At 76.4% G+C, this 14,897-nt stretch carries 16 protein-coding genes and 1 pseudogene; 6 read left to right on the forward strand and 11 right to left on the reverse strand.

All coding sequences use genetic code 11. The features are described 5' to 3' along the window. Positions 1-112: 112 nt before the first annotated feature. From ACYX4T_RS12120 to ACYX4T_RS12130, 3 genes and pseudogenes are all read right to left on the reverse strand, one after another. Positions 113-703 (reverse strand): DUF805 domain-containing protein, encoded by a 591-nt coding sequence (locus tag ACYX4T_RS12120; protein ID WP_476014751.1) that lies wholly within the window; start codon positions 701-703, stop codon positions 113-115. Positions 704-808: 105 nt separating this feature from the next. Further along, on the reverse strand, positions 809-1,945 hold the full coding sequence (locus ACYX4T_RS12125) for an acyl-CoA dehydrogenase (protein WP_476015260.1): 1,137 nt from the start codon (positions 1,943-1,945) through the stop codon (positions 809-811). Positions 1,946-2,074: 129 nt separating this feature from the next. Next, positions 2,075-3,350: pseudogene (locus ACYX4T_RS12130) on the reverse strand (FAD-dependent oxidoreductase). Positions 3,351-3,442: 92 nt separating this feature from the next. On the opposite strand from ACYX4T_RS12130, the gene ACYX4T_RS12135 reads away from it, so the two are divergent. Further along, positions 3,443-4,069 (forward strand): TetR/AcrR family transcriptional regulator, encoded by a 627-nt coding sequence (locus tag ACYX4T_RS12135; RefSeq protein WP_476014752.1) that lies wholly within the window; start codon positions 3,443-3,445, stop codon positions 4,067-4,069. Here the strand turns inward: ACYX4T_RS12135 and purE are convergent. Genes purE through ACYX4T_RS12150 form a run of 3 tightly spaced genes read right to left on the reverse strand, consistent with a single transcriptional unit; the run spans position 4,030 to position 6,793 of the window. Next, on the reverse strand, positions 4,030-4,578 hold the full coding sequence (gene purE, locus ACYX4T_RS12140; RefSeq protein ID WP_476014753.1) for a 5-(carboxyamino)imidazole ribonucleotide mutase: 549 nt from the start codon (positions 4,576-4,578) through the stop codon (positions 4,030-4,032). The genes ACYX4T_RS12135 and purE overlap by 40 nt on opposite strands. Further along, positions 4,560-5,747: a 5-(carboxyamino)imidazole ribonucleotide synthase gene (locus ACYX4T_RS12145; RefSeq protein ID WP_476014754.1), complete on the reverse strand. Its 1,188-nt coding sequence runs from the start codon at positions 5,745-5,747 to the stop codon at positions 4,560-4,562. The genes purE and ACYX4T_RS12145 overlap by 19 nt, the downstream gene beginning before the upstream one ends. 23 nt (positions 5,748-5,770) lie before the next feature. Then, positions 5,771-6,793 carry a GGDEF domain-containing protein gene (locus ACYX4T_RS12150; protein WP_476014755.1) on the reverse strand — a complete coding sequence of 341 codons (1,023 nt, stop codon included), beginning with the start codon at positions 6,791-6,793 and terminating at the stop codon, positions 5,771-5,773. Positions 6,794-6,956: 163 nt separating this feature from the next. On the opposite strand from ACYX4T_RS12150, the gene ACYX4T_RS12155 reads away from it, so the two are divergent. From ACYX4T_RS12155 to ACYX4T_RS12165, 3 genes are all read left to right on the forward strand, one after another. Next, entirely contained in the window at positions 6,957-8,660 is a 1,704-nt protein-coding gene (locus tag ACYX4T_RS12155; protein WP_476014756.1) for a sigma-70 family RNA polymerase sigma factor, read from the forward strand. Next, entirely contained in the window at positions 8,657-9,142 is a 486-nt protein-coding gene (locus tag ACYX4T_RS12160; RefSeq protein ID WP_476014757.1) for a GtrA family protein, read from the forward strand. Before ACYX4T_RS12155 ends, ACYX4T_RS12160 begins: the two co-directional genes overlap by 4 nt. A 232-nt stretch (positions 9,143-9,374) precedes the next feature. Beyond that, complete coding sequence (locus tag ACYX4T_RS12165) at positions 9,375-9,632, forward strand: hypothetical protein (RefSeq protein WP_476014758.1); 258 nt, start codon at positions 9,375-9,377, stop codon at positions 9,630-9,632. A 54-nt stretch (positions 9,633-9,686) separates the two neighbouring features. Here the strand turns inward: ACYX4T_RS12165 and ACYX4T_RS12170 are convergent, their stop codons facing one another. Beyond that, the gene (locus ACYX4T_RS12170; protein WP_476014759.1) at positions 9,687-10,967 is read right to left on the reverse strand and encodes an ATP-binding protein; all 1,281 of its coding nucleotides are present in this window, start codon (positions 10,965-10,967) and stop codon (positions 9,687-9,689) included. A gap of 9 nt (positions 10,968-10,976) precedes the next feature. Next, the gene (locus ACYX4T_RS12175; RefSeq protein WP_476014760.1) at positions 10,977-11,657 is read right to left on the reverse strand and encodes a response regulator transcription factor; all 681 of its coding nucleotides are present in this window, start codon (positions 11,655-11,657) and stop codon (positions 10,977-10,979) included. 49 nt (positions 11,658-11,706) lie between these two features. Here ACYX4T_RS12175 and ACYX4T_RS12180 point away from each other — a divergent pair, with 49 nt between their 5' ends. Further along, entirely contained in the window at positions 11,707-12,549 is an 843-nt protein-coding gene (locus ACYX4T_RS12180; RefSeq protein ID WP_476014761.1) for an inositol monophosphatase family protein, read from the forward strand. Here ACYX4T_RS12180 and ACYX4T_RS12185 read toward each other — a convergent pair. Continuing rightward, positions 12,546-12,824: a hypothetical protein gene (locus ACYX4T_RS12185; RefSeq protein WP_476014762.1), complete on the reverse strand. Its 279-nt coding sequence runs from the start codon at positions 12,822-12,824 to the stop codon at positions 12,546-12,548. The two genes, ACYX4T_RS12180 and ACYX4T_RS12185, sit on opposite strands and share 4 nt — an antisense overlap. 60 nt (positions 12,825-12,884) lie before the next feature. Here ACYX4T_RS12185 and ACYX4T_RS12190 point away from each other — a divergent pair, with 60 nt between their 5' ends. After that, positions 12,885-13,376, forward strand: a complete 492-nt coding sequence (locus tag ACYX4T_RS12190) for a MaoC family dehydratase (protein ID WP_476014763.1) — start codon at positions 12,885-12,887, stop codon at positions 13,374-13,376. Here ACYX4T_RS12190 and ACYX4T_RS12195 read toward each other — a convergent pair. Next, a complete protein-coding gene (locus ACYX4T_RS12195; protein WP_476014764.1) occupies positions 13,309-14,013 on the reverse strand; it encodes a PH domain-containing protein in 705 nt (234 codons plus the stop codon). The two genes, ACYX4T_RS12190 and ACYX4T_RS12195, sit on opposite strands and share 68 nt — an antisense overlap. A gap of 34 nt (positions 14,014-14,047) precedes the next feature. Beyond that, complete coding sequence (locus ACYX4T_RS12200; RefSeq protein ID WP_476014765.1) at positions 14,048-14,875, reverse strand: biotin--[acetyl-CoA-carboxylase] ligase; 828 nt, start codon at positions 14,873-14,875, stop codon at positions 14,048-14,050. Positions 14,876-14,897: the final 22 nt, after the last annotated feature.

Below are 14,897 nucleotides of genomic sequence, written 5' to 3' on the forward strand. Positions count from 1 at the left end.
CCCGGACGAACGAACGGCGCTCTCGCTGCATCGGTAGCAGCGAGAGCGCCGTTCGTTCGTCGGGGGCGGGGGCCCGCCCGTGCGTTCGTCGGGGGCGCGGTGGCCCCGCCCGTCACGCCTGCGGCGCGCCCGGGTACTGCTGCTGCGGCGGGTACTGCTGCTGCTGCGGGTAGCCGCCCTGCTGGTAGCCACCCTGCTGCGGGTAGCCCTGCGGGTAACCCTGCTGCGGGTAGCCGCCCTGGTCGTAGCCCTGCTGCGGGTAGCCGCCCTGGCCGTAGCCCTGCTGCGGGTAGCCGCCCTGCGGGTAGCCGGCCATCGCGTCCTGCTTCGGGTTCATGCCGTGCTCGTTGGCGCCGGGCTGCCCGTCGGTGGCCCACCAGACGATGAGGATGATGATGCCGACCAGCGGGATGAGGGCGAGCAGCTGCCACCAGCCCGAGCGGCCGGTGTCGTGCAGGCGCCGGGCGCCGACCGCGAGCGACGGGATGAGCACGGCGAGCTGGTAGATCGTGGTCAGCAGGCCGCCGCTGGTGGAGAAGCCGGTGCTCGTGGTCGAGAAGCTCGCGGTGCCGATCAGCACGTCGATGATGCTCAGCACGATCACCGCGAGGATGTTGAACAGCACGAACATCCAGAACTCGGTGCGCCGCGCACGCCCGTTGAAGTCGGCGTACTGCTTGAGCACCTTCAGGTACCACTGCATGGGAGGACCTCTCACGGAGCGTGGGGCGGGGCCGCGTCCGCCGCGGACCCTTTCGCCCGGGTAGGCTAGCGATCCACACGCTCCGTGAGCAGTACCCCGAACGGGTTACTTCTTCAGCAGGCTCCGCGCCATGACCATGCGCTGGATCTGGTTGGTGCCCTCGTAGATCTGCGTGATCTTGGCGTCGCGCATCATCCGCTCGACCGGGAAGTCGACGGTGTAGCCGGCACCGCCGAAGATCTGCACGGCGTCGGTGGTCACCGACATGGCCGTGTCGGAGGCGAAGCACTTCGACGCCGAGGCGATGAGGCCCATCCTCTCGCCGCGCTCGGCACGCGCCGCGGCGGCGTAGACGAGGTGGCGGGCGGCCTCGGTGTTCATGGCCATGTCGGCGAGCATGAACTGCAGCCCCTGGAAGTCGGCGACGGCCTTGCCGAACTGGTGGCGCTCGCGCGCGTAGTCGACGGCCGCGTCGAGGGCGCCCTGCGCGATGCCGACGGCCTGCGCGCCGATGGTCGGGCGGGTGTGGTCGAGGGTCGCGAACGCCGTCTTCAGCCCGGTACCCGGCTCGCCGATGATCCGGTCGCCCGGGATGCGGCAGTTCTCGAAGTAGATCTCGGTGGTCGGCGAGCCCTTGATGCCGAGCTTGTGCTCCTTCGGCCCGACCGAGAAGCCCGGGTCGTCGGAGTGCACGACGAACGCCGAGATGCCGTTGGCGCCCTTGTCCGGGTCGGTCTTCGCCATGACCGTGTACCAGTCGGAGACGCCGCCGTTGGTGATCCAGCACTTGGTGCCGTTGAGCACCCAGTCGTCCCCGTCCCGGTGGGCCCGGGTGCGCATCGAGACCGTGTCGGAGCCGGCCTCGCGCTCCGAGAGCGCGTAGCTGATCATCGACTCGCCCGAGGCGATCGTCGGCAGGACCTGCTGCTTCAGCTCCTCGGAGCCGGACAGGATGATCGGCGTCGAGCCCAGCTTGTTCACCGCCGGGATCAGCGAGGCCGACGCGTCGACCCGCGCGACCTCCTCGATGACCATGCAGGCGACGATCGAGTCGGCGCCCTCACCCCCGTACTGCTCGGGGATGTGGATGGCGTGGAAGCCGTTCTGGGTCAGCGCGGTGCGGGCCTCGGTGGGGAACCGCGCCTGCTGGTCGACCTCCGCGGCGTACGGGGCGATCTCCTTCTCCGCGAGGGCACGGATCGACTCCCGCAGCGCGTCGCGCTCCTCGCCGAGGCTGTACAGGTCGAAATCCGGATCCACGACGTCCCTCCACACCACTGGCCCACGCCCCTGACGGCACTGCGCCATCACGGTACTCGGACGTCCTACCGTCGCGGCACCTCGCGGTCGCGCCGCCGGGTGTGGGCCTGGCTACCCCCGGTCGACCGCCGCCGGCTCGGCGGGGCGCCGCGCGAAGGCCGGGGCGCGCTCGGGCCGCAGGCCCACCCCGATCAGGTAGGCCGGCACCACCGTCAGCGCCGGGAACCGGGCGAGCAGCCGGCGGATCGGCGCGGGCGGGCCGCCGCGGCGCCCGGCCAGGACCGGCACCACGAGCCCGCGGTGCATGAGCCGCTGGACCGCCTGCACCGCGATCGTCGGCAGCAGGCGCCGGCGCCGGACGGCGTCGAGCTCGCCGGGGGTGACCCGGGCCCCGCCCTCCTGGTCGCGGAGCAGCGGGGCGGCGAGCAGGGTGGCCGCGGCGACGGCGTCCTGGACCGCGAGGTTGATCCCGACCCCGCCCACCGGCGACATCGCGTGCGCGGCGTCGCCGAGGCAGAGCAGCCCGTCGACGTGCCAGCGCGACAGCCGGTCGAGCCGGACGTCGAGGTGCTTGACGTCGTCCATGCTCTCGAGGGCGTCGACGCGGTCGGCGAGGTCGGGCGCGAGCTCGGCGACGTCGGCACGGAACGCCGCGATCCCGCGGGCGCGGAGCTCGGCGTCCCGGCCCTTGGCCCCCAGGTACGCGATCTGGAAGTACCCCTCGCGCGGGATGACGACGGCCATCCGCCCCTCGCTCATCCGCGGGGTGAGCCCCGGCGACCCGTCCTCGGGGCGGCGCGGGAGGCGGAACCACCAGGCGTCCATCGGCACCGGGATCTCGACGACCCGCAGCCCCGCCTGCGCCCGGGCGGTGGATTCCGCGCCCGTCGCAGGCGACCGTGAGGTCCGCGGCGATCTCGCCCTCGGCACCGTCGGCGGTCCGGTACGCGACCCCGGTGACCCGGCCGTCCGCGTCGCGGCGCAGCTCGGTGACCTCGGTGTCCATCCGCAGCGTGAACGCCGGCTCGGCGGCGCCCGCGTCGGCGAGCAGGTCGAGCAGGTCCCACTGCGGGACCATCGCGATGTAGGGGTGCTTCACCCGCCCGGCGAGGCGGCGCAGGTCGCCGACGACCAGCGTCTCGTCGCGGTCGACCGGGAACGAGACCAGGTCGAGGCGGCTCTGCGGCAGCGCGGCGAACCGCGCGCCGAGGCCCAGCTCGTCGAGCAGGTCGAGCGTCGTCGGGTGGACGGTGTCGCCGCGGAAGTCGCGCAGGAAGTCCGCGTGCTTCTCGAGCACCGTGACCTCGACCCCGGCCCGCGCGAGGAGCAGGCCCAGCACCATCCCGGCCGGCCCGCCGCCGACCACGCAGCACGTCGTCCGCTCCATCGTTCCCACCTCCAGCGATCTCAACGCCTGTTGAATCCGAGTGTGGACCCGTCGCGCGCAGAAATCAACGGCTGTTGAACTAGGATCGTCCCGTGGCCACCGACCCGACCCCGCGCGGACGCCGGCCCGGTGACTCCGGCACGCGGGAGGCGATCCTCGACGCGGCCCGGGCGCGCTTCGGCACCGACGGCTTCCGCGGCGCGACCGTCCGCGCCATCGCCGGCGACGCCGGGGTGGACCCGGCGCTGGTCATGCACTTCTTCGGCACCAAGCAGGGGCTCTTCGTCGCGGCGATGGAGTTCCCGCTCGACCCGGGCGTGGTCGTGCCCCGCCTGCTCGCGCCCGGGGTCGACGGGCTGGGCGAGCGGCTCATGCGGCTCCTGCTCACCGTGGTCGACCAGCTCGGTGACGCCAACCCCATGCTCGGGCTCGTGCGCTCGGCCGTCGGGCACCCGGACGCGGCGCGGATGATGCGCGAGTTCCTCGGCGAGGCGATCCTCGACCGGCTCGCCGCCGCCGTCAGCGAGCACACGGGGGCTGACCGCCCCCGGCTGCGCGCCGACCTTTGCGCCTCGCAGGTCGTCGGGGTCCTCGTCGCCCGCCAGATCCTGGCGCTGCCCGAGCTCGCGGCCGCCGACCGGGAGACCCTGGTCGCCGCCTACGGTCCGACCATCCAGCGCTACCTCACGGGGTCGCTGGCGCCCTCGGCCTCGCCGTGAGCCCGAGCCGCGAGGGCCTCGTCCTTGGCGGCGACGGCCTCGGCCAGCCCGGCCTGGAAGCGCTCCACCGCCCGGGCCAGCGCCGGGTCGGAGGCGCCGAGCATCCGCACGGCGAGCAGGCCCGCGTTGCGCGCCCCGCCGATCGACACCGTCGCCACCGGGACACCGGCGGGCATCTGCACGATCGAGAGCAGCGAGTCCATGCCGTCGAGGTGCGCCAGCGGCACCGGGACGCCGATCACCGGCAGCGTCGTCGCCGACGCGACCATGCCGGGCAGGTGCGCCGCCCCGCCGGCGCCGGCGATCACGACGCGCAGCCCGCGCCCGGCGGCCGCGGCCGCCCAGTCGAGCATGACCCGCGGGGTGCGGTGCGCCGAGAGCACCCGCGCCTCCCACGGCACGTCGAACTCGTCGAGGGCCTCGGCGGCGGCGCGCATGGTCGGCCAGTCGGAGTCGCTGCCCATGACGATGCCGACGGCGGGCTCGGTGCTCACGAGTGCGGGTCCCATCCGTCGCTCCACACGCCGGTGGAGAGGTGGTCGGCGGCCAGCCGGGCGCGGGTCCGCACGTCGTCGACGTGGTCACCGCGCACGGTGACGTGCCCGACCTTGCGGCCCGGGCGCTCGGCCTTGCCGTAGAGGTGCACGCGCGCGTCGGGGAAGCGGGCGAGGGTGTGGTGCAGGCGCTCGTCGACGCCGGTGGTCGGGACGGGGTCACCGCCGAGCACGTTGGCCATGACGGTGACGGGCGCGGTGGTCGCGGTGGCGCCGAGGGGGTAGTCGAGCACCGCGCGCAGGTGCTGCTCGAACTGCGAGGTCACCGAGCCCTCGATCGTCCAGTGCGCCGAGTTGTGCGGGCGCATGGCGAGCTCGTTGACCACGAGGCCCTGCTCGGTCTCGAACAGCTCCACCGCGAGCAGCCCGACGACGCCGAGCGCGTGGGCGATCCGCAGCGCGAGCTCCTCGGCCTCCTGGGCACGCCCGGGGTCGAGCCCGGGCGCAGGAGCGAGGACCTCGGTGCAGATGCCGTGGGACTGCACGGTCTCGACCACCGGCCACACGGCCGCCTGCCCGAACGGCGAGCGGGCGAGGACCGCGGCGAGCTCGCGGCGCAGGGCCACCTCCTGCTCGACCATGAGCGGCGTGCCCGCCGCGAGCAGCTCGGTGACGGTGGCCCGCGCCGCCCCGGCGTCGTCGAGGACCCACACGCCGCGCCCGTCGTAGCCGCCCCGGACGGCCTTGAGCACCACCGGCCAGCCGTGCTCCTGCGCGAACGCGGTGACGTCGTCGACGCCCTCCACCGCGGCGAACGGCGGCACGGGCTCGCCGAGCTCGCGCAGGCGGGTGCGCATGACGAGCTTGTCCTGGGCGTGCCGCAGGGCGTCCGGGCCGGGGTGCACCGCGACGCCGTCGGCGACCAGGGCACGCAGGTGCTCGCCGGGCACGTGCTCGTGGTCGAAGGTCAGGGCCTCGGCGCCGACGGCCGCGCGGCGCAGGGCCTCGAGGTCGGTGTGCTCGCCCAGCACGACGTCGGGCGTCACCAGCGCCGCGGGCTCGCCCGGCCCCGTCGCGAGGACCCGCAACGACTGGCCGAGCGCGACCGCGGCCTGGTGGGTCATCCGCGCCAGCTGGCCGCCGCCGATCATCGTCACCACGGGCAGGCCGGTACGCTCGTCCACGGTCGGAGCACGGTACGCGCTGGTCAGGTGTGATGCGGCTCCGGCTCGTGCTGGGGCTCGTGGTGGGGCTCGTGCTGGGGCTCGTGCTGGGGCTCCGGCTCGGCGTCGCGCAGCCGGGCGAGCAGCGCGCACGCGCCGTCGTGGGTGGCGGGCAGGCGGGCGATCCGCACCGTCGGCGACCCGACGAGCCCCTCGGCCGCCGCGAGCCGGCGGGTCAGCAGGCGGCGCAGGACGGCGGTGCGCTCGGTGAGACCCGCGCGCGGGGCGAGAACGACGACGGTGCCGCGGCCGACGACGGCGATCGACTCGCCGGCGTCGAACACCACGCCCGCGGCGTCGCCGGCGATCGAGAGCGGCGCGACCCGGCGCCAGTCGCGGACGTCGAGCGCGAGCACCACCAGGGCGTGCTCGTCACCCGCGGCGCGGCCGTGGGCGCGGGCGGCGCGGTAGACCTCGGCGAGGCGGGTGCGCAGGTAGCGGACGCTCGCCAGGCCCGAGAGCGGGTCGACGGCCGCGGTCTCGGCGATGTCGCCGCAGGCCACGTGGGTCCACGCGAGCGAGACCGCGCGCAGCAGGCGCACCCCGTCGGGGCCCCGGACCGGGGTGTGGCGCCCGGGCACGACGCCCCCGACCGCGTCGTCGGGCTCCTCCGCCCCGGCGCCGGACACGGCGGTGCTCAGGGCGGCGAGATCGGTGAGGGTCTCGGCGAGGCCGATGCCCGCCCCGGCCCGGGCGCCCGCCCAGCGGGCGAGGACCCGCTCGACCGCCCGGTCGCGCGCGTCCCGTCCGGCGTGCCGGGCGGTGACCACCGCGCAGACCGCCTCCACCGTCGGGTCCGGCCAGTCCGCCGCGGCGGACCAGCCCAGGGCGCTGCTGCACGCGAACCACCGCTCGCGCAGCAGGGCGGCCCGACCGGGGCGGGGGGCGGCGCCCGCGAGCGCGGCGTCGACGCCGCCGACGGCCTCGGTGGCACCGGTGGCGTCGGTGGGCCCCGGCGCGCCGCCCGCCGTCGAGCTCGCGGCGCGCGTCCCCTCGATGCTGCTCACGTCCATCCCGTGGCCGACCTCCACCGTGCTCGCGTCGTCGGGTCCGTCCTCCCGATCCGAAGGGGAGACGCGCGGGACCGTCGCCCATGACGGTGACGCTCACCGGTTCGGCCGACCGGAGTCCCGCACACTCGACCGGACGGGTGAGGGGGGAGGTGCGGCCATGTCCGTCGACGACGGGGGCGGGGACGGCAGGGACGCGGGCGGGGATGCGAGCGGGGACGCCCGCAGCGACGCCGACCTCATCGCGCTGCTGCGCGGGCGCGGCGCGGACCGCGACTCCACGGCCGCCTTCGGGACGCTCTACGCCCGCCACCAGCACGCCGCGCGGGCCCTGGCCCGCCAGCTCGCCCGCTCCCCCGCGGACGCCGACGACCTCGTCGCCGGCGCCTTCACACGCATGCTCGAGGTGCTGCGCGCCGGGCGCGGTCCCACCGAGGCGTTCCGGGCGTACCTGCTGACGTCGGTGCGCCACCTCGCCTACGACCGCAGCCGCGCCGAGCGTCGTGTCGACCTCACCGACGACCTCACCGACGTCCAGGGCGTCGACCCGGACGGCACCGTCGTCCCCTTCACCGACCCCGCCCTGGCCGGCCTCGAGCGCACGATGGCCGCCCGCGCCTTCGCGACGCTGCCCGAGCGATGGCAGGCGGTGCTCTGGCACCTCGAGGTCGAGGGCGACACCCCGGCGGACATCGCGCCGCTGTTCGGGCTGTCGGCCAACGCCGTGTCCGCGCTCGGCTACCGCGCGCGGGAGGGGCTGCGCCAGGCCTACCTGCAGGAACACCTCGCCACCGGCTCGGGCCGCTGGGACCGCCGGCACCGCGAGACCGGCGAGAAGCTCGGCGCCTACACCCGCGGCGGACTCGCGCGCCGGGAGGCCGAGCGGGTCGAGGCGCACCTCGCCGAGTGCTCCGAGTGCCGGGCCCTGGCCGCCGAGCTGCGCGACGTCAACGCCGGGATGCTGCGCGCGGTGGTGGCGCCGCTCGTGCTCGGCGCGGGAGTGCTGGGCTACCTGGCCTCGCGCGGCTCGACCGGTCCGCTCGACGTGGCCAGCACCGGCGAGCTCGCCGTCGCCGGGGGCGGCGCGATCGGTGTGCTCGGCGCGCTGACGGGGATCACCGGGGCCGTTCGCCCCGTCCCGCCCGCCCGGGTGCGCACGGCGGGCGTCATCGGCCTCGCCGGCGCGGTCGGCCTCGCGGCCTTCGTGCTGGGCGACGCCCTCGAGCCCCCGGCCGCGCCGGTCCAGGCCGGTCCCGCGCCGGGGGCGGTGCCGCCGGGGGTGGCCCCGCCAGGTGTCGCCGTGCCGCCGGGGGCGACCCTGCCGCCGGGGGTGGCCCCGCCCGGTGTCGCCGAGCCGCCGGGTGGGGCCCTGCCGCCGCGCGTGCCGGGCGTGCCGGGCGCCCCGGTGACCTCGGGCCGGGCGGGCGCCGCGCCGGATGCGGCGGCGCCGGGCCGCGGCAGCGGACCGACGTCCGGGACCGACCGGGCCCCGGGCCGCACGCCGTCGCCGGAGGCCGTGCTCGCGATCCCGGGCCTGACCGACGGGGCCACCGGCGCCGACCGTCCGAGCGGGACGCACCGCGCGACCGGACCCGCCCGCGCGGCGGGTGCGGCCGCCGGGGACCCCCCGACCGCCCGCCGCGAGACCTCGCCGGGGACGACCGGCACGGCAGGCGCCGAGCGCGCCGCGCCGGCGGCCCGCGGCACGACCGCCCGCCCCACCGCCCGAACGACCGCGGCCCGCCCCCGGCCCGCTGACCAGGACTGCCTCGTGACGGCCCGGCTGCCCGTCGTCGGTGACGCGGGCGTGATCTGCCGGACCGGCCCCGCCGCACGGGAGGGCTCACTACACTCCGCCCGGTGACGGGGCTGCGCGACGTGCCGGGCCGGGCCGTGCGGCTCGTCGACCGGCACGGCGAGCTGGTCAAGTTCGCCACCGTCGGCGCGATCACCTTCGTGGTCGACACGGCCGTGTTCGTCACCGCCAAGTCCACGGTGCTCGAGCCGAAGCCCGTCACGGCGAAGGTCGTGGCGGTGCTGGTCGCGACGATCGTGGGCTACGTCCTCAACCGCGAGTGGTCGTTCCGTACGCGCGGCGGGCGCGGCCGGCCCCACGAGGCGCTGCTGTACTTCGCCGTCTCCGGCGTCGCGCTGGCGATCAACGCCGCGCCGCTCGGGATCTCGCGCTACGTGCTCGACCTCGCCACGCCCGCGGTGTCGACGCTGACCGAGCACGTCGCCGACCTGGTCAGCGCCCAGGTCGTCGGGACGCTCCTCGCCATGGTGTTCCGCTGGTGGGCGTTCCGCCGGTGGGTGTTCCCCGACGATCTCGGCCCGTGGCGGTAGCCGGGCGAACGCTCGTCGTGATCGCCGCGACCCCCGATCGGGGTACGGCCCTCCGCCGACCGATGTCGCGCAGGCCACCGCATGGCGAGATCGACGACCGCCGGTCTCCGATGCGGAGCCGGTCGTCGCCCGAACGCGCAGGGGTTTCCAAGGTTCTTGATACCGTCGGTACCGCTCGGCCGGGGAGGGCTCAGGCGGGCCGGGCCTCGAAGGACGCGGAGGAGGACCAGCTGTGCCGAAGCTCCCGTGCCCGCATCGCACCGGCAGCCGGGACGTCACCGCCGACCCCCTGCTCGACGCCGACGGGCTCGAGCAGTGCGACGGGCTGATGGTCCTGGTCCTCGACCCCGTCACCGGTGCCGCCGACACCTACGGGCCCTATCCCGCCCCCCGCGCCCGCGAGGAGGCCCACGGACGTCGCCAGGAGCTCGACGCCGAGGACCTCACCGAGGTCACCGTGGCGCTGGTGCGCCACCACCGCCCCCGCTGACCCCTCGCTGACCCTCCCCCGAACGCCTGTCGCCCGTCGTCGTCCCGGCAGGCCTCAGCGCGGCCCGGTCGTGGGGAGCGGGCGCGGGGCGGCGACGGTCCGGTCGGTGCGGGGCACGGGGAGGAACACCGCGAAGGTCGCGGGCCGCGTCCGGGCGAGCTCGAGGCGCCCGCCGTCGGCCTCGACCAGCGCGCGGGCCAGCGCCAGTCCCAGGCCGGTGGACGCCGCCCCCGACACCCCACGGTCGAACACGTGCGGGGCGAGCTCGGGCGGGACGCCCTCGCCGTGGTCGCCGACCTCGACGACGATCGTGTCGTTGTCCGACAGGCGCGCCGAGAGCGTGATCGTGCCCCGGCCGTGGCGCAGGGCGTTGTCGACGAGCACCCCGAGCGCCTCGCGCAGCCGTCCCGACGTGGCCCGCGCGACGAGGCCCTCCGGCGTGCGCACGCGGATCGCGCGGCCCTCGGCACGCAGCGGGTCGTGCCACTCGTCGGCCACGGCCTCCAGCTCGCCCGCCACCTCCAGCGGCGCCGCGCCCGCCGCGCGGGCCTCGCGCGCGGAGGCGAGGAGCTCGTCGAGCACCTCGGCGAGCCGCTCGGCCTGCTCGAGCGCCGCCGCGCCCTCCGCCGAGACCTGGTCGTCGGGGTGGGCCGCGAGCTCGTCGAGGCGCAGCTGCAGGGCGGTCAGGCGGCTGCGCAGCTGGTGGGACACGTCGCCGACCAGTTCGCGCTCGCGCTGGAGCAGCTCGGCGAGCGCCGCGGCCGAGGAGTCGAGGACGTCGGACACCCGGTCGAGCTCGGGGATCCCGTGGCGGTGCGGCGCGGGCCGGAAGTCGCCGGCGCCGAGACGCGCGGCGCGCCCGGCCACCTGCTGGAGCGGGTCGGCCAGCCGCCGGGCGGTCAGCGTCGCCACCACCGCGCCCACGGCCACCGACAGCAGCACCGCCGCGAGCACCAGCGCCGTCGCCTGCAGCTGGCGCGCCCGCATCTCGGTGATCGGCTCCGAGAGCACCGCCGTCCCCGAGAGCCCGAACGGCAGGGTCTCGCTGACCGTCGGGCCCGGGGCCAGCTCGCCCAGCGTGCTCGTGCCCCGCGGGGTGCGGACCACCAGCGACCCGCCGGGCGGAACAGCGATGCCGACCGCGCTGAGGTCCACCGGCCGCTCGCCCGACACCTGCGAGTCGAGCGTCGCGACGACCTGCCGCAGCCGCGAGTTGATGTCCGCGCGCGTGAAGTCCTCCACCAGCCGCCACGTCGTGAGCGCCAGTGGGCCGCCCAGTACCGCCACCGTGATGGTGACGACGATGAGCGTCGAGACGAGGATCCGGCGTCGCACGGGCGGGGCCTAGGTGTTGAAGCGGAACCCGACCCCGCGCACCGTGCTGATGCGCTTGCCCCCGACCCCTCCGACCGACCCGCCCTCGTCGGCGAGCTTGCGGCGCAGCCAGGACATGTGCATGTCGAGGGTCTTGGAGGTCTTCATCTCGGGGTCGTTCCAGACCTCACGGAGGATCTCCTCCCGGGACACCACCTGCCCGGCGTGGGCCATGAGCACCCGGAGCAGCTCGAACTCCTTGTTGGCCAGGCCGACCTCGACCCCGTCGACCGTGACCCGCCGCGCCGACGGCTCCAGGCGCACCCCGCCGGCGTCGAGCACCTCCGGCGCGCGGCGGCGCAGCAGCGCCCGCACCCGCGCCAGGAGCTCGGCGAGCCGGAAGGGCTTGCCCACGTAGTCGTCCGCGCCCGCGTCGAGCCCCACGACGAAGTCGACCTCGTCGGTGCGCGCGGTGAGCATGAGCACGGGCAGGTCCGGCTGGTCGGCGCGCACCCGCCGGCACACCTCGAGCCCGTCCATCCCCGGCAGGCCGAGGTCCAGCACCATGAGATCCGGCCCGGCGGAGCCCGCTCGGTGGAGCGCGGCCTGACCGTCGCCGACGATGTCGACCTCGTAGCCCTCGCGCTGCAGCGCGCGGGAGAGGGGTCCGGCGATCGCCGCGTCGTCCTCGACGAGCAGCACGGTGGTCACGGCGCCACAGTAGCCCCGGGGGTGCGGAGTCCTGGCACGATCGCCCGCCATGAGCTCCGCCGGGTCCGCCGACCTCGACCCCGCCGACCCCGACAGCGACCCCGACCCCGACCCCGACCTCGACCTCGCGCTCGCCCTCTCGCTCGCGGACGCCGCCGACGCCGTGACCCTGCCCCGCTTCCGCGCCGTCGACCTGCGCGTGGAGCGCAAGCCCGACCGCACCCCGGTGACCGACGCCGACACCGCCTGCGAGGACCGCCTGCGCGCCGTGCTCGCCACCCACCGCCCCGACGACGACGTGCTCGGCGAGGAGCGCGGCGGCAGCCTCGGCACCGGGCGGGTCTGGGTGATCGACCCGATCGACGGCACCAAGAACTTCTCCCGCGGCGTCCCGGTGTGGGCGAGCCTCGTCGCGCTGGTGCAGGACGGCCGCCCCGTCGTCGGCGTCGTCAGCGCCCCCGCCCTGCAGCGGCGCTGGTGGGCCGCGGCGGGCCGGGGCGCCCACACCTCCGACCCCGCCCGCGGCCTCGACGCCGCCCCGCTCGCGGTGTCCGGCGTCGGAGCCCTCGAGGACGCCTACGCCTCCACCACCGACCTCGAGTACTGGCGCACGATCGACCGCCAGGAGCAGTGGCTCGCGTTGACCCGCGCCTGCTGGGAGAGCCGCGCGTTCGGCGACTTCTGGCACCACTGCCTCGTCGCCGAGGGCGTCCTCGACCTCGCCGTGGAACCCGCCGCCAACACCTGGGACCTCGCGGCCGCCCAGGTCCTCGTCGAGGAGGCCGGCGGCCGGCTCACCGACCTCGGCGGCGTCGCGCGCCCCGACGGCGGCGACTCGCTGACCACCAACGGCCTGCTGCACGACGCCGCCCTGGAGATCGTCCGGCGCTAGCCGGAGGATCCCGCGAGCCGCGCCCACACCAGCCGCCCGAACAGCGAGAAGCAGGCGGCCGACTCGTCGTCGAACCGCGTCCACTCGAACCGCCCACCGTGCTCGCACCAGAACACCTCCCAGCTCCCGTCCTCGGCCCCTTCTGCCCCGTCGGCCCCGTCCGCCCCGGGCACGGGCCGCACGCACCACGCCCGCTCGACCTCGGCGTCCACGCTGACCGCCGCCCCGGCCACCCCGGCCGCGGCCAGCCAGCCCGCCAGCTCACCGGCTCGCACACGGGTTTCGACGCAGCCGACCGCCGAGCGGTTCCCCCGGGAACTGGCACGATCACCGCCGTGACCGCCCCCGAGGTCTGCTTCGAGGACCTGCCCGCCGGTCGGCGCATCGCGCTCGGCTCGGTGGTCGTCGACCGCGACGAGATGCTGGCCTTCAACCGCCGCTTCGACCCCCAGCCCTTCCACGTCGACGAGGAGGCGGCCCGCGCGTCGCTGTTCGGCGGGCTGTGCGCGTCGGGGTGGTTCACCGCGTCGCTCTGGATGCGCTGCTACGTCGACGCGCTGCTCACCCGCGCGGCGGCGCTGGGCTCACCCGGCGGCGACGAGATCTCGTGGCCGGCGCCCGTGTTCCCGGGCGACCGGCTCGATGCGTCCCTGGAGATCCTCGCAGCGCGCGTCTCCGCCAGCCGCCCCCACCTGGGCCTCGTCACCCTGCTGGGCACGCTGACCCGCGACGACGGCACCGAGGTCTACCGGGGCCGCTTCACCGGGATGTTCGGGCGGCGCGACGGCGCGCCCGCCGCCGCGCCCGGCGGCCCCGCCAGCCCCTGACCGGCTCGTCGGGCTCGTCCAGCTCGTCCTGGTCGTCGGGGTCGAAGGCGTCCGGGTCCTCGTCGTCGAGCTCGTCGTCCGCGGCCGGCTCGTCCCACGCGTCCCGGACCTCGGCCCGCGGGACGAGCGCCCGGTCGAGCCCGCCCCGGTCCTCGGCCATCGTCCCCACCAGCGTCGCCAGGCGCTCGACGTCGCCCAGCCCCGCGAACTCCCACGGCTCCTCGGTGCCCGCGGTCGCCACGACCAGCGTGCCCGCGCCGAGCACCCGCTCCGACCCGGTGCTGCGCGTGCGCACCTCGGTGATCGTCGCGCCCGCGACCTCGACGCTCTCCCGGGCGAGCACGCCCTCGCGCACGAGCAGGCGCCGGTCGGTGACGACGAGGTGGGTGCAGCGCCAGCGCACGAGCGGCAGGACGGCGAGCCAGCCGATGACGACCGCCGCGAGCAGCACCAGCGCCAGTCGCACCGCGGCGCGCGTCGACCCGGACGGGATGCCGTCGGCCAGGCCGGCGAGCAGGGCGGCGAGGAACACCGCGGCGGGCGGGACCAGCGCGGGCACGACGAGCATGCGCCAGTGCGGGCGCCGGTGGGCGAGCACGTGCTCGCCGCGGCGCAGCACGCCGTCGGGGTAGGCCACGCGCCGCACCCCCTCCCCGGGTCCTCCGGCGAGGCTAACGAGCGGTGGGCCGCACGTGGACGACGTCGCCCGCCGACACGACGGTGGTGTCCCCGTCCAGGGCACGCACCGCGAGCCGCCCGTCGCGGTCGACGTCGACCGCGCGCCCGGTGAGCACCCGGTCGCCGGGCAGGGTCACGCCCACCTCGCGGCCCAGCGTCGCGCAGCGCGCGCGGTAGTCGTCGACGAGGCCGGACGCGACCGCGTCGCCCCGCGCGTCGCGCCACCGTCCGTCGAGCTCGGCCAGCGCGCGCAGCACCGCGACCAGCACGTCGCCCCGCGCGAGGTCGGCGCCCTCGGCGGCCAGGGACGTCGCACCGGGGGGCAGGTCGGCCACCGGGGTCGCGACGTTCAGCCCGATCCCGACCACGAGCGCGCGGTCGTCGCCGGTGACCGCACCGACCTCGGCCAGCACCCCGGCCCCCTTCGCGCCGTCGCCGAGCAGCAGGTCGTTCGGCCACTTCAGCGCGGCGGGGACCGTGCCGCCGGTCAGCGTGTCGACCGCCTCGACCAGCGCCAGCCCGGCCAGCAGCGGCGCCCACCCCCACCGCTCCGGTGCCACCTCGCGCGGGCGCAGGAGCACCGAGAAGGTCAGGCCCTCCCCCGCCCGGTCCTCCCACACGCGCTCGCGGCGCCCGCGGCCGGCGTCCTGGTGCTCGGCGACGAGGACGGTCCGGTCGGGCGCGGCGTCGCGGCCGGCGACGCGGGCGAGGAGGTCGGCGTTGGTGGAGCCGGTGCCGGCCACGACGTCCAGCGCCGCCCACGGCCCCGACGGCGGGCACAGCGCGCGGCGCAGCGAGTCTTCGTCCAGGGGAGCGGCCACGACCGCGCACCGTAGTGCCGCT

This window comes from Actinomycetospora sp. ABD4_176 (genome assembly GCF_056311855.1).